The 19,631-nt window shown below is 50.1% G+C and carries 19 protein-coding genes and 3 pseudogenes; 8 read left to right on the top strand and 14 right to left on the bottom strand.

Annotated elements, in window-relative coordinates; all coding sequences use genetic code 11:
- The first annotated feature begins 14 nt into the window (after positions 1-14).
- Positions 15-710 (top strand): GntR family transcriptional regulator, encoded by a 696-nt coding sequence (locus tag MELB17_RS21415; RefSeq protein ID WP_007352450.1) that lies wholly within the window; start codon positions 15-17, stop codon positions 708-710.
- A gap of 369 nt (positions 711-1,079) precedes the next feature.
- On the opposite strand, the gene MELB17_RS25935 is transcribed toward MELB17_RS21415, so the two are convergent.
- From MELB17_RS25935 to MELB17_RS21395, 5 genes and pseudogenes are all read right to left on the bottom strand, one after another.
- Positions 1,080-1,265 (bottom strand): EAL domain-containing protein, encoded by a 186-nt coding sequence (locus MELB17_RS25935; RefSeq protein WP_036185916.1) that lies wholly within the window; start codon positions 1,263-1,265, stop codon positions 1,080-1,082.
- A gap of 3 nt (positions 1,266-1,268) precedes the next feature.
- Positions 1,269-1,496: an EAL domain-containing protein gene (locus MELB17_RS26250; RefSeq protein ID WP_007352448.1), complete on the bottom strand. Its 228-nt coding sequence runs from the start codon at positions 1,494-1,496 to the stop codon at positions 1,269-1,271.
- Between the two features lie 18 nt (positions 1,497-1,514).
- Positions 1,515-1,646 (bottom strand): annotated as a pseudogene (locus tag MELB17_RS26245) (histidine kinase); the annotation flags it as partial.
- Between the two features lie 23 nt (positions 1,647-1,669).
- Positions 1,670-2,017 (bottom strand): GAF domain-containing protein, encoded by a 348-nt coding sequence (locus MELB17_RS25925; protein ID WP_007352446.1) that lies wholly within the window; start codon positions 2,015-2,017, stop codon positions 1,670-1,672.
- 292 nt (positions 2,018-2,309) lie between these two features.
- Positions 2,310-3,255 (bottom strand): annotated as a pseudogene (locus MELB17_RS21395) (IS5 family transposase); the annotation flags it as partial.
- A 494-nt stretch (positions 3,256-3,749) separates the two neighbouring features.
- Between MELB17_RS21395 and MELB17_RS25230 the strand changes: the two are divergent.
- The 3 genes from MELB17_RS25230 (at position 3,750) to MELB17_RS21385 (ending at position 6,193) form a co-directional block, all read left to right on the top strand.
- Entirely contained in the window at positions 3,750-4,484 is a 735-nt protein-coding gene (locus MELB17_RS25230; RefSeq protein WP_007352443.1) for a cytosine permease, read from the top strand.
- 84 nt (positions 4,485-4,568) lie between these two features.
- Positions 4,569-5,102 carry a hypothetical protein gene (locus MELB17_RS25225; protein ID WP_198136539.1) on the top strand — a complete coding sequence of 178 codons (534 nt, stop codon included), beginning with the start codon at positions 4,569-4,571 and terminating at the stop codon, positions 5,100-5,102.
- Positions 5,103-5,173: 71 nt separating this feature from the next.
- Entirely contained in the window at positions 5,174-6,193 is a 1,020-nt protein-coding gene (locus MELB17_RS21385; RefSeq protein WP_007352441.1) for an alpha/beta fold hydrolase, read from the top strand.
- A gap of 383 nt (positions 6,194-6,576) precedes the next feature.
- Here MELB17_RS21385 and MELB17_RS21380 read toward each other — a convergent pair whose 3' ends face one another.
- The 9 genes from MELB17_RS21380 to MELB17_RS21340 all read right to left on the bottom strand — a co-directional run bounded on the left by MELB17_RS21380 (position 6,577) and on the right by MELB17_RS21340 (position 15,560).
- Complete coding sequence (locus MELB17_RS21380; RefSeq protein WP_007352440.1) at positions 6,577-7,218, bottom strand: ANTAR domain-containing response regulator; 642 nt, start codon at positions 7,216-7,218, stop codon at positions 6,577-6,579.
- Positions 7,218-8,375, bottom strand: a complete 1,158-nt coding sequence (locus MELB17_RS21375; RefSeq protein ID WP_007352439.1) for a transporter substrate-binding domain-containing protein — start codon at positions 8,373-8,375, stop codon at positions 7,218-7,220. The genes MELB17_RS21380 and MELB17_RS21375 overlap by 1 nt, the downstream gene beginning before the upstream one ends.
- A gap of 48 nt (positions 8,376-8,423) precedes the next feature.
- Positions 8,424-9,551 (bottom strand): AAA family ATPase, encoded by a 1,128-nt coding sequence (locus MELB17_RS21370; protein WP_007352438.1) that lies wholly within the window; start codon positions 9,549-9,551, stop codon positions 8,424-8,426.
- Between the two features lie 98 nt (positions 9,552-9,649).
- Positions 9,650-10,696 carry an aliphatic amidase gene (locus MELB17_RS21365; RefSeq protein ID WP_007352437.1) on the bottom strand — a complete coding sequence of 349 codons (1,047 nt, stop codon included), beginning with the start codon at positions 10,694-10,696 and terminating at the stop codon, positions 9,650-9,652.
- Positions 10,697-10,773: 77 nt separating this feature from the next.
- Complete coding sequence (gene urtE / locus MELB17_RS21360) at positions 10,774-11,469, bottom strand: urea ABC transporter ATP-binding subunit UrtE (RefSeq protein ID WP_007352436.1); 696 nt, start codon at positions 11,467-11,469, stop codon at positions 10,774-10,776.
- Positions 11,462-12,208, bottom strand: a complete 747-nt coding sequence (gene urtD, locus MELB17_RS21355) for an urea ABC transporter ATP-binding protein UrtD (RefSeq protein WP_007352435.1) — start codon at positions 12,206-12,208, stop codon at positions 11,462-11,464. The genes urtE and urtD overlap by 8 nt, the downstream gene beginning before the upstream one ends.
- On the bottom strand, positions 12,208-13,341 hold the full coding sequence (gene urtC / locus MELB17_RS21350; RefSeq protein ID WP_007352434.1) for an urea ABC transporter permease subunit UrtC: 1,134 nt from the start codon (positions 13,339-13,341) through the stop codon (positions 12,208-12,210). Before urtC ends, urtD begins: the two co-directional genes overlap by 1 nt.
- 12 nt (positions 13,342-13,353) lie before the next feature.
- Positions 13,354-14,223 carry an urea ABC transporter permease subunit UrtB gene (gene urtB, locus MELB17_RS21345; RefSeq protein ID WP_007352433.1) on the bottom strand — a complete coding sequence of 290 codons (870 nt, stop codon included), beginning with the start codon at positions 14,221-14,223 and terminating at the stop codon, positions 13,354-13,356.
- Positions 14,224-14,315: 92 nt separating this feature from the next.
- Entirely contained in the window at positions 14,316-15,560 is a 1,245-nt protein-coding gene (locus MELB17_RS21340) for a transporter substrate-binding domain-containing protein (RefSeq protein WP_083796456.1), read from the bottom strand.
- Between the two features lie 296 nt (positions 15,561-15,856).
- On the opposite strand from MELB17_RS21340, the gene MELB17_RS21335 reads away from it, so the two are divergent.
- From MELB17_RS21335 to MELB17_RS24200, 4 genes and pseudogenes are all read left to right on the top strand, one after another.
- On the top strand, positions 15,857-16,450 hold the full coding sequence (locus MELB17_RS21335; protein ID WP_007352431.1) for a substrate binding domain-containing protein: 594 nt from the start codon (positions 15,857-15,859) through the stop codon (positions 16,448-16,450).
- Positions 16,451-16,515: 65 nt separating this feature from the next.
- Complete coding sequence (locus tag MELB17_RS21330) at positions 16,516-17,265, top strand: IS5 family transposase (protein ID WP_083796455.1); 750 nt, start codon at positions 16,516-16,518, stop codon at positions 17,263-17,265.
- Complete coding sequence (locus MELB17_RS21325; RefSeq protein WP_157133377.1) at positions 17,238-18,722, top strand: CHAT domain-containing protein; 1,485 nt, start codon at positions 17,238-17,240, stop codon at positions 18,720-18,722. Before MELB17_RS21330 ends, MELB17_RS21325 begins: the two co-directional genes overlap by 28 nt.
- A gap of 69 nt (positions 18,723-18,791) precedes the next feature.
- A pseudogene (locus tag MELB17_RS24200) lies at positions 18,792-19,631 on the top strand (IS3 family transposase); the annotation flags it as partial.

The following is a 19,631-nucleotide window of genomic DNA, read 5'->3' as shown; positions in this document are numbered from 1 at the left end:
TTTAGGGCGGCCTGATGACCAGCAACGGCGAACTCAACATCCCGGATATCCCAGCAATACCCGGGACGACGACACAAGAATATGTATATAAGCGCCTACGCAACGCGATCATGCTGGGCGCGATCGAGCCTGGCACCTCACTGACGATGCGTGGATTAGCCGAACGTCTAGGCCTTAGCCCGACTCCGGTTCGCGAGGCGGTACGGCAACTCAGCTCGGAACATGCGATACAGATCAAAGACAACCGACGCATGATGGTGCCTTTAATGACACTCGACCGCTTTGAAGAATTGGTCTCACTCCGCGTTGTGGTCGAAGTCCACACAGCCAAACGGGCGCTACACTACATGTCGGATTTCATCATCGAAAAGCTGACGGAAATGGATAACAGGATGGACGAGTTCATCTTTGAAAGAGATCTCGACCAACTGACCCTGCTAAACCAGGCCTTTCATCGCACTCTGTACATGGCTAACCCGGCCCGGGCATCAATGCCCATCATTGAAAGTATCTGGTTGCAACTTGGCCCGTTCCAGCGCCAAGTCCTCACTCGGCTCACGGAATATTACGAGATTGATCGTCACAAGGAGATTCTGGCTGCCCTGACGACCCGCGACGAAACCGCCTTGCAAGACGCCATTACCAACGACATCAGAGACGGCGTCTTGAAATCAGGCCGAAACCTGCTTGTCTCGACAGGCGCGGCATGACGGCTTGGAAGTCGCAATGTCTGGGCCTGAATGGCGCTCAAGGTCAGAAACCTCTTATTTGGGAAAATGAGCGACACCACCTAATTTTTTTATGCACAATGACAGATAAGTTGCGACAATGACTAAACCACTTGCACGAGCTATTAGGTTCCCGACGCCTTGATATTGATGGGCGCCCGTTTCCAAGTTCTGGCGGAAGTAAATAACAGAACTATTCGGGGTCTGTTATTGGTGCCTTGCGGCATAACACCTCCGTTCACCCATTGGCGCAACTAACTGATTATTGGCCGGTGCGGTTTATGGACGATTTCAGTTAATTCTCTACTAGACCAGAAAATCGAGCCAGGGCTAGGCACGTACTGAGTCACTTCATTTCGCGGGGTTTACCGGCAAGAAGTCCGGCAGCTTCTTCAATTCAGCCAAAGGCATTGGTCGGGCAAAAAGGTACCCTTGCAAGATATCGCAGTGCCTGCGGGCCAAGTCTTCCTGCTGCTCCCGTGTTTTTATTCCTTCTGCAACCACGATCATATCCAAGTGGTGGGCTATCGTGATCACGCCCTAGACGATGGCCGCAACCCGGCAGACGTCGTCCAGAAAGCCGTCACGAATAAATTGTAGAGATGATATGTTGACGGCAACTCGCAGTGCCTGCTCCCGGCTGGCAATAAAATCCGCTATTTCTATGCAGGCTTGCCGGAGAATCCAAAGGCCCAGGTGCACGATCTGGCCAGTTTGTTCGGCGACAATTAGGATGACCGGTCGGACAGGATAGTTGACGCCGAACACCCGCAGATGGTTCCAAAAAGGCGTGCCGTCCTTTCGATAGTTAATCAGCTCAACGTTAATCTCGGCTTGATGGCGCAGCCCATGCCGTATGGCTTCGAGGGTTTCCGGGGCGGTGTCGTCGCCCTGAAGAAAGCGACAGTTGTGTCCGATGGTGTCGTTGTGGGTATAGCCGGTTATTTCTGAAGACGCCGGATTGGCATAGACCAGCAGGCTTGTACGCCCTCTGTCTCGGCGATGTCTTGGAAACCGTCCCAGCGGGTGTCCTGCTGAATGTTGTCGGTAATAACCAGTTGTTTGGTGAATGCAGCCGTGCCGCAGGTACTCACGTTCTCAGATACCGGAACATCCTGCATGGCCCGAAAATAATCGTCGGAAAACCGGCCGCTGGGCATCAGGCTCAAGCTGTTGGTGTCCGGATGAAAGCGCATGATTGACACCAGCGCGCCGGGTATCATGCTACTGACCCAGTCGGCTATCCGTTCAAAGGTGGGGGTTTCCGCGAACGTGCTTAACTCACACACTCATCAGCGCCATTGCAAATCGATAAGCACAATGTGTGTTTATGTATCCCGCTTGAAATTCGGCGTTAAAACCAATTGTCCGCCCAGTAAACACGCTGCGTATACAAAGGGTTAAAGGGGAGATCGGATCGCATTTAGGCACACCATCTAGAAGTAGCACTCTTAAACAAATGTAAATTGTGTGACTTTTTGTAAAGTGTGTATCTAAGACTGCCATTGCAGACGACGAAAGGTCAGTTTGGAGGTGTTTCGCCGAGCGCACTCGGGGATCAGACAGGGCCGACGACTTGAAAGTGTGACCGTCGTAGGGGTCTGGCAGTCCAACACAAAGCCCTCGCGGGCCGTGGTCACTACGCTGACCTTTGAACCAAACTCATACCGGGTAACGGGCCTTGCCTTTGGCAATACACACCACCTCGGGTTCGTGCAGGCTGTAAAGTCGGGGCTTGATGGATCGGTCACCGTACTGATTCAACAATCGAAGTGCTTGGTGCAGTTTGTGATTCAAACGCTCGGATCGTTGCTCCATGGCGCGTTGCTCAACAATGGCTTCGCACACCTTGCCTAGATCTCGGTGCATCTGACGCAGCACTCGATGCATCCGTTTGAACTGCCGGGCGTGGGCGTAGCGACCAACCAACCTGCCAGATCATGCCTGGCAGTCGCTTGCAGAAGGTCTGGCGGAATGTGATGCCTTCGTCTTTGGCTAGCGCCACCAGTTGTCGGTGGCATCGACCCACCAACCGGGCATCACTGGGGTAGGCAATGGCCTTGGGCATAACCGTGGTGTCGATCACGGCGATCTTGAGACTTTCCGGGGTAATGACGCCCGTGTTCTGGCCCAGGGCAATGCTCATCCTCAGAAGCTCACGGGCACCGTCTTCGCCAATGCGATGGGGGAAACGCATCATGGTGGTTTCATCCATTGGCAATCGGTGCTGGAAGATCACTTCGCCACAAAAATGCTGCCAATACGGATTCTCAACCCAGCGATCCAGGATGTCGCGATCCGACAGCCCGTGTATGTGCTTGAGCAACTGCAAGCCCACGTGCAATCGGATAGGTAAGCCGGGGCGTCCTGACTCTACCGCATACAACTGACCAAAGTGTTGCTCGCAAGCGGTCCAATCCATCCGCTTTCCCATCTGCACCAGCTCGTGCCGGGTGTTGAGGATGTCTTCGAGGTAGGTTGCCAATAGATCTCGCGGCGGTGCTTGGCGATTATCCCGTGGAATCATGAGGCTTTCTTCCGGTTTTTGGACGAACCGGGGAGATTCACAATGGATATTATACCTCGAAATCATCTCAACGCATTGGTATTATTTATCTTTTTAGTTATGCAGGGTCGACTAATTATGTCATTGACATATAGATTTTTTTGATTACGGTTTTGAAACGAGACAGAAAATTCCTTTGAGTTTTGTTTGAAATGGCACGTTGCCTCCAAGGAAATTCTTTTTCGCTATTTTTCGTCGGCAACGAAGCCGTGGAAAAATAAATTAGGCAAAGAAGCCCGTTTTCAATAATCGCGTACGCGTGATTACAAACGGGCTTTTTTTTGCCTATAAAAAGAGGTGGATCTAAATACGAAGTACTCAGAAATTGGCTCGTGCTAGGAGTTTCTGACAATTTTTCATCTGTACCCTAACGCTCGATTTTTCTTTAGCAACACCCAGCATGAAGAGCAAAGCATTAAGCCGCCGATAGTTTAATTGTGTCTGATGAGATAACAATGGGACGTCAACTTATTATGAATAATCCAAATTATCATGACCCCGCGGGTTTAGAACACATTGAAGAAGAAGTTGATCACGTATTCGGAGACGAATATGAACATGGGCCTGTCCCAGCGGAAGCTCGACGCAGCATGTTCTCAGTCGCTATGGTCTGGGCTGGTTTTCCCATGATCATCACGGGTGCCATGACCGGTTCTATCGTGGTGCTTGGCATGGGATTCGCTGGTGGGCTAAAAGCCATTATCTTAGGTAACTTGATCATGTTCGCGTACGTTGGGGTCCTGGGTCTTTTGGGCGCCAAACGCGGTATGAACTTTGCTCTAATCGCAAGTATAGTTTTCGGACGCAAGGGTTACGTCGTTGCGTCTGGTTTGCTATCGACGTTATTGCTGGGTTGGTTCGCCGTACAAACCGGTATTACCGGATCCCTCATAAGCAGCACCTATGAATTGAATTACGTCATGATGACGATAATTGCCGGAATTCTATATATCGGGATTACTTTTGTTGGCGTTCGTGGTCTTCATTTCATCGGGTTGGTTTCCGTGCCCTTATTTCTTATTCTCGGTCTTTATGTCGCCTTTCATTCCGCAAGCACGACATCTTGGGATGCGATCTATTCATACGCAGGCAACAATGGTGTCACAACCATGTCCTTGGGTGTAGGATTGACTGTTGTTATCGCCCTTTTTATCGATGCAGGGACAGTAACGGCAGATTTCAATCGATAGGCAGCAGACGGTAAAAGCTCGCTCGTTGCAACCTTTAGTGCATTTCCCGTTTCCAACCTGATCGCTATGCTTGTAGGTGGTGTGATGACTGCAGCCTTAGCCGTGCCTGATGCCAATCCGTTCGGTGTCGACAATATGTTCGGTTATATGCATGCTATGCAAATAGGTTGGTTGAGCGTTTTGGCATTTTTGTTTCTTTACGTCAATCTCGGATCTGTTTGTGCTCACTGCCTGTACAATGCTGCTACGGGTTGGTCACGCATCCTAAACAGCCACATGCGTTTGTGGGCCATTATTTTGGGTACCATTGGCATCGCTGTTGCCGCTGTTGCCGCTGGTAACGTATGGGCTTTCTTTATCCAATGGCTATCGTTACTGGGCATTCTTGTACCGCCGATCGGTGCCATTATTCTTGTTGATCAGTATCTGGTACGTAAAGACTCCGAGATTGATCAGGATTGGCGTGGTACTGCCTTCATCGCCTGGGTCTGCGGTTCAGCCGCTGCTTTCTATATTGAAAACAATGCCTCTGAATGGTCAACCGCCGTTTCAGCAGGGATGATTGGTGGCCTAGCTTACTTCATCATCTCAAAGATAACAGGGGTTAAAACCGTCTGAATTGACATTCAGAAATGAACTGGGGCGGCGTATTATTGCTCCCTTGAAACTACTTTCAAAGGGTATAAATCATGTCTGTTGATTACGAAATTTTCGACTGTGGCGACGTTCAGCTGCAAAGCGGCGCGACCATTAGGGACTGTAAACTCGCATACAAGACCTTCGGCACCTTAAACGCTAACAAGGATAATGTAATTGTTTACCCAACTTGGTATTCAGGGCAGCACTACGAGAATGAATGGCTGGTGGGTAAAGGCATGGCGCTAGATCCTGATAAGTATTTCATTATCATCCCGAACATGTTTGGAAATGGCCTGTCGTCCTCGCCGAGCAACACACCGGAGCCCTATAACGCCGCACGCTTTCCCAATGTAACGGCCTATGACAACGTCTGCCAGCAGCACCGGTTAGTCACCGAAAAATTTGGTATAGAAAAAATCAAGCTCGTCACTGGTTGGTCCATGGGCGCTCTACAAACATTCCACTGGGGAGCTATGTACCCCGATATGATGGAAGCCATTGCACCATTCTGCGGATCTGCCAAATGTTCGCGGCATAACTTCGTGTTTTTGGAGGGCGTTAAAGCTGCATTGCGGGCCGATGCGGTCTGGGACAATGGTTGGTACCGAGAGAAGCCGGAAAAAGGTCTGCGCGCCATGGCACGCGTCTATGCCGGTTGGGGCTTTTCGCAGGATTTCTATCGTGCAGAGCTTGACTTGAATACCTTGGGCTATTCATCGCTGGAAGATTTCCTTGTTGCCTTTTGGGAAGGATTGTTTCTACCCAAAGACGCCAATGACCTACTGACTATGGCCTGGACCTGGCAAAACGGCGATCTCAGCAACAATGAGATCTATAAAGGCGATTACAAGAAGGCCCTCGGCGCCATTAAGGCGAAGGCCTACGTCATGCCTGGACAGACTGATCTGTATTTCCCTGTGGCCGACAGTGAGATTGAAGTTGCCAACATGCCAAATGCAGTGCTGATTCCGGTGCCATCTATCTGGGGACATTTTGCTGGTGGACCCGGTATTAACCCGGATGATGTCAGATTTATAGACGACAAACTCAAGGAGTTACTTGGCGATTAATAGTTGATACCTGAAACGGGTTGACGCTTCTCTATTTGGTCAACCTGTATTTAGGCTTGGGCAATTGTCAATGATTTCTAAAGGGCCCACCTCTTCGCCTGAATCCAGGTAATAACCGCAGTACTTTGGCATAACCGGGTAGGGCGGTTGTCCCCCCATTTGATTAGAAGCGCGGGCCAAGGGAGATCGGTAAGGCTCTAGATGAATAGGAATCCTTTGTTTTAGCGATCCCCCGATGGGCTCCATTGAACTCTTCGGGGGAGTGCACATAGGCTTGTCTGAGGGTGAACGAATTTTTCGTGTATCGGTCCGTAGTGACACTATCGCTCCAGATCGGAGACTTCATGACAGATTACCAGAAATCTGAAGCGGCGAAATCCGAACTAAGCGCCCTCGGAAAGATCATCGTCGTCAGAAACTCTTTTAGCTACGCAATCATGCAACATAACGTTAGCATCAATAATAGATTGGGCAACCTCCGCTATGGTTTTTCTGCACTTCATCGCTTGTTGGCGTATCGCTCTGTAAGCCTGATCTTCATTGATGTCGTGAACTTTCATGAGGACGATTTTGGCCTCATTCATCTTATGGCTGTTTTCTACTTTACTCTTTAGTTTCGCAATGATTTTTTCGTTACTTTTGCTTTGCTGCCAGTTTCTTCGAGCAACGATGATGCTGCTAAGCACACCATAAGGTCGAACGGGTTTAGCCAGAACACTATCGACTTCAAGGTCGATTAAATTCTGCAATACTGAGGGACTCTCGTAACCGGCCATGCCAATCAGGGTTGGGCGGTCTTCGGTAAGTTTCAGGTAATTGGTAATAGCTTCATCTGGCGTTTCCCGCACTTCAATAAACGTCAAATCGGCCGGGTCTGAAGGGCAGCTGGGTGGGGGCCAAATAGCATTCGCACGACATCCAATACGATTTAGCTGCTGAAGGAGTTCCTCGGCGTCGCCATCTCTGGGATGAAGGACAAGAACATTCAACCCACGCAATTGCCGTATGATGTTGTCGTTTGCCATTAATTCGTCCCAATAGGAGCATTTGCCCAATCATTAAGGGTTGGCACCGCCAGATATGGGTCCGGTTTAATTGGCCTGACGGCCTCCCGTTCAACGCGATACTCTCCGTCCGCCCCTAGTCTCGCTATTCGCGACTGCAGATAGGTGTGATTGTTGTCCGGATCAATCTTAATGCGCCCTTGAGGGGCCTCAAACTCTGCGCCTCGCAAGACAGCCCTCAATTGGTCCGCCCCAGTTGACCCAGTTAGACGCAATGCATTGGCGAAGAGGTGCACCTGTGAATATGCCGCTTCGCAGCAACTGGTCACGTCCTCAACGCTGCCAAACTTTCGCGCATATTTACCTAGAAAGCGAGCATTCTCATCCGTTTTTATGTTCCGGAAGTAAGGTGCAGCGGTAATGTGACCGGCGGCCGCGCTACGGCCCATGATTGCCACTTCAGCTTCATTAGTTGTTAGGCTTGCAATCGGCAACTTGAAACCATCACCGCCACTCTCATGATAAGCAGTGTAAAAATTAACCGTTCCAATTCCAACTACCGTTGAAAAAATTACGTCCGGGGAAACTCTCCTGATATCTTCAAGAATCCATTCGAAATCCTCACGTCGGGCGTCCAGACTTAAATAATTTTCCCCTACCACTTGGCCACCACCTTGGCGGACGATATTGCGCATTACTCGATTGGATTCCCGAGGATAAATATAATCCGATCCAACGAAATAAAAACGTGAACCAAAATTCTCTAAAAGGTAAATCGCTAAAGGCAAACTGTTCTGATTAGGGGCGGCGCCACCGTATATAACATTGGGGGAGTACTCAAAACCCTCATAAAGCGTTGGATAAAAAAGAAAGCCGTTCTGACGTTCTATGACGGGAAGGACCTCCTTACGAGAAGAAGACATGTAACACCCAAAAATAACGTTCAGCTCTGGATCAGCTAACATTTCCTCGGCGTAAATTCGGTATTGCTTAACGTTTGAAGCCGGATCAAGTATCACGGGTGATATATCGCGGCCCTCTATACCGCCGGCTTGATTAATCTCGTCTATGGCAAGCAACGTTCCTTTTAGCTGTGAGTTCTCAATAATGGATGTCACGCCGGTTTGAGAAAACAGGACACCGACAGTCCAAGGTTTATCCGAAGAACTTCGCGCCATATAGTTTCGTCCTGAGTTTTGGCTTTAATACTTGATACCAAAAGATATTCAATTAATATTTGATACTTCTTGCTCAAATATAATCTTGTTCTTTTGGAACAACATGGTAAAAATTGTTTTCGATTTCCAGCTATCACGCCCAGGCGTAAATTGAGTTAAGAGGTGCTCCGCAAAAGGCACTTCTACCTCCGAACGTATAGTTCTGCGTAAAGCGCGGGCCCCGTATTGTCGATCGAAACCGTGAGTGGCCAGATAACGTACAACCTCTTTTGTCAGTTCCAAGTGGCAGTTATGCTTTCTTAAACGGCGGTTAAGCCTCTCTATCTCAAGCCCGACAAGTTCTTCGACTATCTCACTTTCTATCCAGTTGAACACAGTGATATTATCGATTCTGTTCACGAATTCTGGTGAAAAGTGAGCATTGAGTTTTTCCTGTAACTTAGCGTCGAGTCGTTTTTTTCTACCAGTACGGGTTCTTGGCCAAAGAGCCTGCCAACCAGAAGGTCTCTCGTGTTTCTGTATTTCACGGGCCCCTAAATTGCTGGTCATGAATACCAAAGTGTTCCTAAAACTATAGGTTCGCTCTCCAGATGCAACGGTCAATTGGCCATTATCGAAGACGTTTAGCAGCGCCTGTACCACCTGCAGGCTTGCTTTTTCAATTTCGTCAAAAAGTACAATGCCGGGCTTGCCAAGCGTACCCTCGATCAGTTCCTGATCCAGTATAGTATTCCCTTCCTTGGCACCGACATACCCAGGAGGCGCACCAGTTAGAGCTGCAGCATAGTGCTCTTGTGACAGGGTATTCATATCGACTCGGCAATAGGCATCGGCATCACCGTGGAGCCCGCGCGCCAGAGCTCTTATGGTTTCAGTTTTGCCAACCCCGGTAGGCCCGAGGAAAAGGGCCGTAAAGGGCGGCCGCCTCGGGTCAGCAATATCTGCTCGCACCACTTTTAGCATATTTTCAATTGCGTCAAGTGCTTGAGCCTGGCCCCGGACTTCATGTCGAACTACTTCCATGACCGAACCGATATCAAATCGGTAGCGTGTGGTAATACCTGGTTCAGCGACTTTTTCAGCTGACGCACTTGGCTCCTGACTCTCGGCTGCCATTGCCTCACAATCAGCATTTTTTCGCTCGACCGAATCAAGCATGTCATTGAGAAACGGCATAGATAGCCCCCAAGGATCAAACGCCGGGCGGCGTTTGCACCGCCCGGGACTATAGTACCTATTACGATCCGTTCAACGAAGTAACAGGCGGCTTCCGCTTAGCTTCCCGCTTCTTTCTCCTTGGCCTCGTACGGCAAGTTGCCTACTGGGCATTGGGCGACCCCAGAAGTACTGCGAGTAATCTCCTCAACATTCTCCTGAGCCTTTTTCGCATCAGTAACCCAAGTCTTATAGAACTCGAACGGGCACTCAGCCAGCCCCTTCTCACCATCACCACTGGCCTGCATCCCGGTATAGCCTCGGTGCAGCAACTTGAATAGATGGTTCTGCGACTGATCATTCTTGCGTGCATCTCGAATCTGCGAAATGGACAGTTGAGCGTACTGTATACCCATATCCTCCTCACCACATTCACCGAGGGTACGACCATCGAAACCGATCACGGCTGAATGCCCGAAGTAGCTATACACCCCGTCAAATCCAGATGCGTTTGCAACGGCTACATAGCAGTTGTTAGCCCACGCCATGGTCTTTGACATCATCACCTGTTGTTCTTTCGCGGGATACATATAGCCCTGGCAGCGGCAAATCAGTTCTGCGCCCTTCATAGCGCAGTCCCGCCAGATTTCCGGATAGTTGCCGTCATCGCAGATAATCAGGCTGATTTTCATACCCTTGGGACCTTCGCTCACGTAAGTCTGATCACCGGGATACCAGCCCTCAATGGGAACCCAAGGTATAACCTTCCGGTACTTCTGAACAATTTCGCCCTTGTTGTTCATCAGAATAAGAGTGTTATACGGATTTTTTTTCGGATGCTCCTCATGACGTTCCCCGGTGAGGGAAAACACGCCCCAAGTATTTGCTTTTCTGCAAGCCTGGGCAAATATCTCTGTTTCATCGCCGGGAATCGTCGTGGCCGTTGCCATCATCTCATCCGGATCGTACATAATGCCGTGCGTGCTATACTCTGGAAAAATCACCAGATCCATACCCGGCAATCCCTTCTTCATGCCAACGACCATGTCGGCAATATTCTGGGCATTTTCCAGCACCTGTGCTTTGGTATGCAGGCGAGGCATCTTGTAATTAACAACTGCTACGCCAACGGTGTCGTCGCTGCTTGAAATGTCACCATGTCGCATTGCAATACTCCTTCGGATCGTTGAAAGAAAACGAGAGGACAGAGTATGTCCCGATGGGATAGCTTCGAGCTACCCCCTTAAATAGCGAGATACCGATCAATGACCTCACTGGTCAGCTCCTCGCCCCGGCCTCGCAACGCCACCCGCCCTTTGTCTAAAAGCACAAAGGAATCCGCAGCCTGGCGCACGAATCTGGTGTTCTGCTCGACAAGTACAATAGTGAGGCCCATCTCACGGTTGAGCTTTCGGATAACTTCCTCAATCTGTTGCACTATATTTGGCTGAATACCTTCGGTCGGTTCATCTAAGATGAGGACCTTGGGGCCCATCGCCAAAGCCCGACCAATAGCCAGCTGCTGTTGTTGGCCGCCTGAAAGGTCACCTCCAAGACGGTCAATAAAATCTGACAAAATAGGAAACAGCTCGAAGATATGTTCAGGAATGGATCGAGACTTGTCAGCCCGAGGGAACATGCCCATCAGTAGGTTTTCTCTCACTGTAAAGCGTGGGATCACCTCCCTTCCCTGGGGAATATAGGCAATACCGGTCGCAGCTCTCTCGGGCGTCGACATGTCTAGCAGGTTTGAGCCCTGAAACGAAAGCGTGCCATTCGCTCTGTCGGTAAGCCCCATGATGGTGCGAAGTAATGTTGTTTTACCCACGCCATTTCGCCCGACAATGCCAAGAAAACCACCATCCTTAATCTGGAAATCAATATCCTGCAAAATGGGACTTTTCCCGTAAAAAGAGTACAGACCTTTCGCTTCAAGCATCATCGTCTCCAGTATCAGTAAGATACGCTTCCCGCACGGCGGCATTAGTCTCAATTTCAGCTATGCTGCCTTCGGCTAGTAACGAACCACCGTCCATCACCGTAACGATGTCGGCGATATCTCTAACAAATGCCATGTCGTGCTCTACTACGATCATGGTGTGTTCACCCTGCAATTCCCTGAACAGTGAAGCTGTCTGTTTGGTTTCCTGTGCGGTCATACCCGCGGTTGGCTCATCCATCAAGATGACGTGGCAGTCCTGCATCAGCAACATGGCAATTTCCAACCACTGGGTTTGGCCGTGAGAAAGATTTTCTGCCTTGGTGTATATTTCATAATCCAAACCAACCAAGGAAAGCACTTCCCGGATTTGGCCCCGGATAGGGGTTCGAAAAACACGCATTGTGCTGAATACTCCGGGAAAGGCTGAACGACCTATTTCCAGGTTTTCAATAACGCTCAGTTCCTTAAATACCGTCGGCGTTTGAAACTTTCGCCCAACTCCAGCCCGAGCCCGCTTGAATTCCGGCAAGTGGGTAATATCCTGGTCGCCAAGTAGAATCCGCCCAGAGGTAGGTAACGTTTTGCCACATATCAGATCCAGTGTGGTTGATTTACCTGCCCCATTTGGACCTAGAAGACAGCGCAACTCCCCATCGCTTATGTGCAGGTCGAGCTCATTGACCGCCACAAGTCCGCCAAATTTCACCGTCAGTTTTTCTAATGTCAAAGCAGCCATTATTTACCCTCCCGCTGGCTAGCAGTAGTTTCAGAGCGATGTTTGTCCAGCGACGTATTCATTCGGGATATGGGATTGGCCATAAAGTGGGATTCCAGCTTTATTCGTAAATCCATAACGAGGCCGAAAAGACCGCGAGGCAGAAACAGCACAACCACAATGAAAATAACGCCCAGAATCAAGGTCCACTGATCAAAAAATAGGTCTGACAGTCGGCCTTCAGCCATATTGACGCCGATGCCTCCCAGAGTTGCTGCCACAATAGATTCACGTCCACCAACGGCAGCCCAAATCACAAATGCGAGACTGAGAGATAGCCCCATATAAGTGGGAGAAGCGAATCCTAGAATCATTGCGTAGAGCATTCCCGCTATTCCGGCAATCCCGGCAGAGGTTGCGAAAGCCACGACTTCATAGGTTGAAACGTCGTAGCCAAAAAAACGAGTTCGTTCCGGATCAGCCCTTATTGCACGCAGTACAAGTCCAGCCTTGCTGCGCAAGAACAGCAACGCAAGCGTAAGGACGACCAGCAGACAGCCAGCGACCATGTAATAAAAGGCCAGGCCATATACATCTACCGACCAACCAAATAGCTCCAGGGCTGCCAGCCCCGTAAGCCCATTTTGACCGCCAGTGAAACGCTGCTCACTGATTATCCAGAGTTGAACAGCGAGCATGAGAGACAAGGTAATAATCGCGACAAATACGCCGGTGATCCGGCCACGGAACATGAAGCCGCCAATCAAACTTGCTATTGCAACAGGAATCAAAATGCCAGCCGCCAGAGTGAACGAAACTGATTGGAACGGCTCCCAAAACCACGGCAACTCCTCCATATTCGTCCACCCCATAAAATCTGGCATGCCTCCAGCCTGAGCTTCACTGGCTTTAAGTTTTAAATGCATCGCCATAATGTAACTGCCGATGCCGAAGGTCAGTGCTTGGCCCAAGTTGAGAATACCCGCAGTGCCCCAAGACAAGGCGACAGCTGCTGCCGCCATACCCAAAACGAGATAGCGAGCGTAAACATTTAGGTCGTAACCGCTATAATTTGCCAACCAAGGTATGATCAGCACAACAAATACTGCAAACAGCGCATAACCAATACAATCTATAGCGAAGCCTTTGTTCATAAAAAATTTTCCTTAGCGCCGGACTTTATCGGGAAAGAGTCCCTGCGGACGAAAACGAATCAGAACTATAACGCCCAACAGAATCAGGATGCGTGCCGTGGTTTCACTCAAGAGATAGGACAGCCACGCCGTTGCCTCCCCAATCATGAGTGCTGCCGCCGCAGTCCCGACAATACTGCCTACACCGCCAACGATCACCACTAGAAATGCATCTACCACAACCCCGGTGCCCATGGTCGGAGTAACACTGACCATTGGTGTTATCAGCGCGCCAGCGATTGCTGCGAGTCCCGCGCCATATGCAAATGTCACGGCATACACACGGTTTGCGCTGACGCCGTAGCATTCAGAAATCTCTTTGTTCTGGATAACCGCGCGAAGCTTGGTGCCAAATTCTGTGCGAAACAGCAGAAACCACGTAACCGCGAGAGTGAGCAGTGCGAAACCAATGATAAACAGCCGGTAGTAAGACATGTGAACACCGGCAAGTATGAGATTTCCGTCCAGAAACTCAGGCCGTGCGACGTAGCGTGAATCTGATCCGAAAAGTCCTCGAACCAGCTGTTCAAGTACGATACCAATCCCCCAGGTTGCCAGGATTGTATCCAACGGGCGTGTGTAGAGCCTTTGAATAATCGTTCGCTCTACTGCGAGACCCAGCAAGGCGCCCGCTATGAAAATCAGCGGTAATCCTACAATAATGCCGATACCGAACTGGCTTTGCAGAAACCAGGCAACATAGGCACCTATCATCACGAATTGACCGTGGGCTAAGTTAATTACACCCATGGTGCCGTATATGATGGCTAACCCTAATGCGACCATTAGCAGGATTGAGGTCAGGCTAAGACCGATGAATATCTCATTAAGCCACGAATGCATCGAGTGCTCCTATTCACGGTAACCATTTTAAGACTGGCTCCCTCTATGAGGGAGCTGCTTAGATCAATTTCTTGTTAAATGGGTAGGTCGCCTCAGCTTTTCTGAAGGCCTTCAGCTGTGCACTCTTGGCCTTCGTACGCCCAGTATGGCTCTGGCGCCATGCGGCTCTTGGAATCTACCAACACTTTAGCTTGGCCATCTGCTTGCCACTGACCAATCTTGGGCCATAGATATGAGTGCAGATTATCAGCAATTTCTATTTCACCCTGAGGGGCCATGAAACGCTGTCCGACTGCGGCATCCCTGATAGCTGACGGCTTCAGTTCACCTGAACCAATTCTTTCGACTGCGTTTTTGAACTGATATACTTGGGAGTAAGCTGCTTCATTCACGAAGTGCGTTACCTGGTCTTGTCCATACTTCTTCAAATAAGCTTCCACAAACTTCTTGTTCTCTGCCGATTGATACCCCATGAAATAAGGTGCCGATGAGAAATGACCGGCAGCAGCTTCACCACCAATCGCTTTAACTTCAATTTCTGACCGGGTAAGGCTGGCAACTGGCATCGTTTTTGGGTCCAAACCTGCATTGTGATATTCCCGTTGGAAAGCCACGTCGGAGTCGCCCACTAAAGTACAGAAAATCACATCCGGCTTATCGCGCCGGAGTTTGCTGACAATGGAGCTAAAGCTGTCATGCCCCATAGGTACATATTCTTCGTTAACAACTTCGCCACCGATACCTTTGAGGATTTTCCTGGCAACGTTATTTTCCTCTCGCGGGTACACGTAATTGTTGCCAAGCAAATAAAACCGGCCACCGAATTTTTCTTTCAGCCAGGGCACGAAATCCTGCTGTTGTTGATTGGGAACTGCACCGCCGTACATCACATTGCGAGAACATTCACGTCCTTCATAAAGCGTTGGATACCAGTAAAGATTGTTCTGCCCCTCCACAACTGGAAGCACCGCCTGACGGCTGGAGGACGTGTACGAGCCAAATATGGAAACAACTTTATCCCTTCGCACCAGTCGGTTGGCACGATCAGCGAAGGTCGCTGGATCCGAAGCCGGATCTTCGACAAATGGACGAATCTTGCGACCGTTAATGCCGCCGTTGTCGTTGATTTCCTCGATCGCCATCATGCAAGCGTCATGAAGCGTGCTTTCAACCACCGCTACCGCTCCAGTCTTCGAGAATAAAACTCCGACCGGTATGTCACTCCCGGCCGCCCACGCGGCGTTACGACCTGTCCAAATACCGGGAAATCCTCCAAGTCCCGTGGCGCCAGCCACGCCAGCGAAGGCAACTCCTTTCAACAAATCACGTCGTTTCATCACAAAACCCTCCAGTGCTATGTTGCTGTGAAGTCACCCTACCGGTGGCCTCCAGTTTTTTTGCACAAAAAAAAGCCCCGCGTACCAAACCTTTCGGTCTCAGCATGCGGGGCTTCTATGCCCGTTGTATTGTTTCGGCCCAAGTCCACATTGACTCCGGCTAATGTTATTATTAATAAAGCACAAGAATTACCATTCGTCAAATTTAAAATTATCCGTTTCGGCTTTGCAAAAAAATAGGCAAAGTCTGGGCAACAGAATCGACAAGATAATCAATTAACAAATCAATTTTAGACTTGTGCCTTAACGCCCCCTTTTGGATATTACTTTCTAAGACTATGGCAGATCACCCTAACGTTGTATTCCATCTTGCCCTGTCTGACTCGATTGCAAATCTCATCGAAGACAACATCGATGTGGCTATTCGTATGGGCAGGCTGACTGATTCTTCCCTTGTCAGCAGGAAGCTTTGCAATCTGCAACGTTTGGTAGTGGCTGCGCCCAGCTACGTGGCCGCAAAGGGCGCGCCGCAGACGCCGGCAGACCTTAGTCGGCACAACTACCTTATGTGGGAGGGGCCACTTGATCATCTCAACCGCTGGTCGTTTCAGGTTGAAGGAAGGATACAAACATTGTCTGCAAACGGTAACTTCCGCAGCAGTAATGGTCTAACCTTATTTGAGCTATGCACAGCAGGAGTCGGCGTCATGCGGCTGGCTGAGCATCTGGCACTCCCAGCCATTCGAGACGGTAAACTGTTGCCGCTCCTGGCGGACTACCAAGTCCGCGATGACACGTCGATTAGTGCGGTCTTCCTACCAGAGCGTGAACTTCTGCCCCGGATCCGAAGTTTTGTCGATTACCTAGGGTCTGTTGACAATTGCTCGTAAGTCTTTGAAAGGTAAGAGCAAGCTCGTATAATGAAGTTCCACAACAACAACCATACGAGCCCGCAATGCCCAGATACATGCTCACAGAGGAGCGGTGGTCCAAGCTAAAAGAAATATTGCTTCAATTCAGTCTGTATAACAAGGCAGGCCTGCGCAGGACAGTCGAAGGTATTCTGTTCAGAATGCGTACTGGCATACCATGGAGAGATCTGCCAGAGCATTTCGGCAAGTGGAATTCCATCTACAAGGCGTTCAATCACTGGTCGAAAAAAGGCCTCTGGAAAAAGCTCTTCAACGTGCTGAAAACAGACTCCGATCTGGAATGGGTCTTCATTGAAGGCCGCTCTGTAAAAGCGCACCAGCACAGCGCCGGAGCCGCTGGTGGCTACGACGAGAATATCGGTAAAAGCAGGGCTGGCAACACCTCCAAGGTGCATCTGGCGGTGAATGCTTACGGCTTGCCGGAAGCGTTCACCATGACAGGCGGTCACATCAATGACTGCACTGGAGCGCCAACACTCATCGAAAAAATTGACGCTGCGCAGGTGCTGATAGCGGATAAAGGCTACGACAGCCAGATAATACGAGACAAGGGAGAAGCCCTCGGAATGAGCGTTATTATTCCCAGAAGGAAAAACTCGATAAAGGGAAACAAGGGATTCGACTGGCCGTTGTACAAGCTCAGGCACCTGGTGGAGAACGCGTTTGCCAGGCTCAAGCACTATCGTGCCGTTGCCACCCGATATGACAAGCTTGCTCGAAATTATGAGAGCATCGTGTCATTGGCTTGCGCATTTCTCTGGCTGCCGATGTGAATTGTCAACAAACCCTAGAGCGAAGCGACGAATTACTGCCAAGTGCAATTATAGCTGCACAAATATTCAGATTATGCCAAGAGAAAAATTGCACTCTAGATGCAGAAGCACTTCAGTTATTGCAAAAAGCAGCAAGCACGTCAGGTACTCGCGCCGCGTTACTTATGCAGGTCATGTCTGGAGGGGATCTTAGTGCAGACGATGTTTTTCAACTGGCCTACGTCACCGAAGAAGCCCTCTTTTCTGAAGATGTCGGTTCGGACATATTTCTTGTTGTTCAAGCGGCTCGGCAACTTCTCTCCTCGACCAAAATCGTTGGAAGCCCTTATGACGCTGCCTTTGCTATTGAACTTACGACCGATCAAGGCATTACTAAAATCGAAACACTGGGCTCAGAAACAAAAAGTCACAAATGGCTTCCCGCCAGCACTACTGCACCTGGCAAACAAGCTCAGGAAGTTTCCAGTCGCGGTATTACCGTCTCCATGTTAGCTGTCGACAATTCAGGGCGGCTGGTTCGAGTAACAGCTGAAAATGGTAGGCTAAATGATCCAGTTCTCGAAGCTTCTGAAGTGTTTTCAGTAGATTGGCTAGAGCAGTGGTCGAAAAAATACCCATATGAATTCGGGATTCAAGATGAGGTTGGAAATCTTTTTTATACCGCGATGAAAGGGCTCGGCATAACCCAACCCAAAACTGAGCGAGTTGTTCTTATATTGGAGACCGGGCTTCAGCAAGTCCCACCCAACTTACTTATGGCCGGTGACGAACTTGTCGGGCGCAATACACAAATGTCAGTAGCTCCTTCAGTTGGCTGGCTACACGCTGCAATCAACGCTAAGCCAAGGCTACACGGACGCTCAGTTGCCTGGATACCAACTAAAATAGCCGAAGGGAATAATGGAACTCTTGAGATTTTAGCAGGCCGCCTTCAAGACACCTTAGCTCAGTACAAGATTGAGCTAAACTCCAAAGCTAAGATCCCTAGTGAACTTGAGGGTGCAGAACTTGGGATTGTTGCTGCGCATGGCGGAATAGCACCTGAAGGACGTTTTTTCCAAGTCGTGGCGGATGAAGTTAGCCTAAGAATAGCCTCCGCCACCCTCTCGCGAGCATTGAAAAACGCTGGCGTAGCAATTCTTTTTATTTGCAGTGGGGGGCGTTTTGATAAACACCCATTGTCGAGTTCCACCATCGGCCTTCCTAAAGACGCGTTGACCAACGGATGCTCGGCCGTAATTGCGTCTGCCTGGCCACTAGATGCCAGGGTGCCGTCCCATTGGTTACCAGCGTTTTTAGACGCGTGGTATTCAGATGAACCTTTGATAGAGGCAACATTTAAAGGGAACAAAGCAGTAGAGCGAGCAATGGGGGATTCGCCGGATGTATGCTTAGCGATGACATTGTACGGTAACCCACTGCTTACTCGCCGAGACATCTACTCAAATGGCTCTTGATGCCTATAGTGGACCCCGTTTTCAAGACAAAGGTTTAAGCTGTACTTTGTCATAAGGGGATTAGCAACGATGAGCGAAGCGAAGAAGCGGAAGGTACACACCTCGGAGTTCAAGGCGAAGGTTGGCTTGGAAGCCGTACGAGGCGTAAAGACGATCAACGAGATTGGCCAGGAATACGGCGTACATCCAGTTCAGGTTGGTCAGTGGAAGAAAGCGATACAGGAGCAAGCCAAGACCCTGTTTGAAGGCAAGCGCGGCCCCAAGCCGCTGGCTGCCCACCGGGAGCCAGAACTGCTCTACAGCGAGATCGGCAAGCTGAAGGTGGAATTGGATTGGCTCAAAAAAAAGTCTGGGGTCAGCCAGTCATGACGCGGCAAGCCTGGATCAGCCAAGGTGCTGCGGTCAGCGTCGTTCAGCAATGTATTCTGGCCGGCGTATCCCGCGCCACAGCCTATGCGCAGCAACGGCCCAAGCCGGTCGATGAAAGCGACCTGCTATTCGGTCGCCTGATTGACGAGGAGTATACCAGACACCCATTCTACGGCAGCCGCAAGATGGTCGTATTCCTCAAGGTGGCGGGTCACACCGTCAATCGCAAGCGGGTACAACGCCTGATGCGGGAGATGGGCTTGGCCGGCATGGCGCCGGGGCCGAATACCAGCCGTCCACACCCTGAACACAAGATCTATCCTTACCTGCTGCGCGGCGTCCCGATTGTCAGACCCAACCAGGTCTGGAGCACGGACATCACCTACATCCGCCTGGCGCATGGTTTCGCTTATCTGGTCGCCATTATCGACTGGTACTCGCGCCGGGTGCTCAGCTGGCGGATCAGCAACAGCATGGAAGCGGTGTTCTGCGTCGATTGCCTAGAGGATGCATTGCGCAACCACGGTCGGCCGGAAATCT

Origin of the sequence: Marinobacter sp. ELB17, assembly GCF_000169375.1 — a bacterium.
Classification (GTDB): domain Bacteria; phylum Pseudomonadota; class Gammaproteobacteria; order Pseudomonadales; family Oleiphilaceae; genus Marinobacter.
This window is presented reverse-complemented; position numbering and strand designations above follow the sequence as displayed.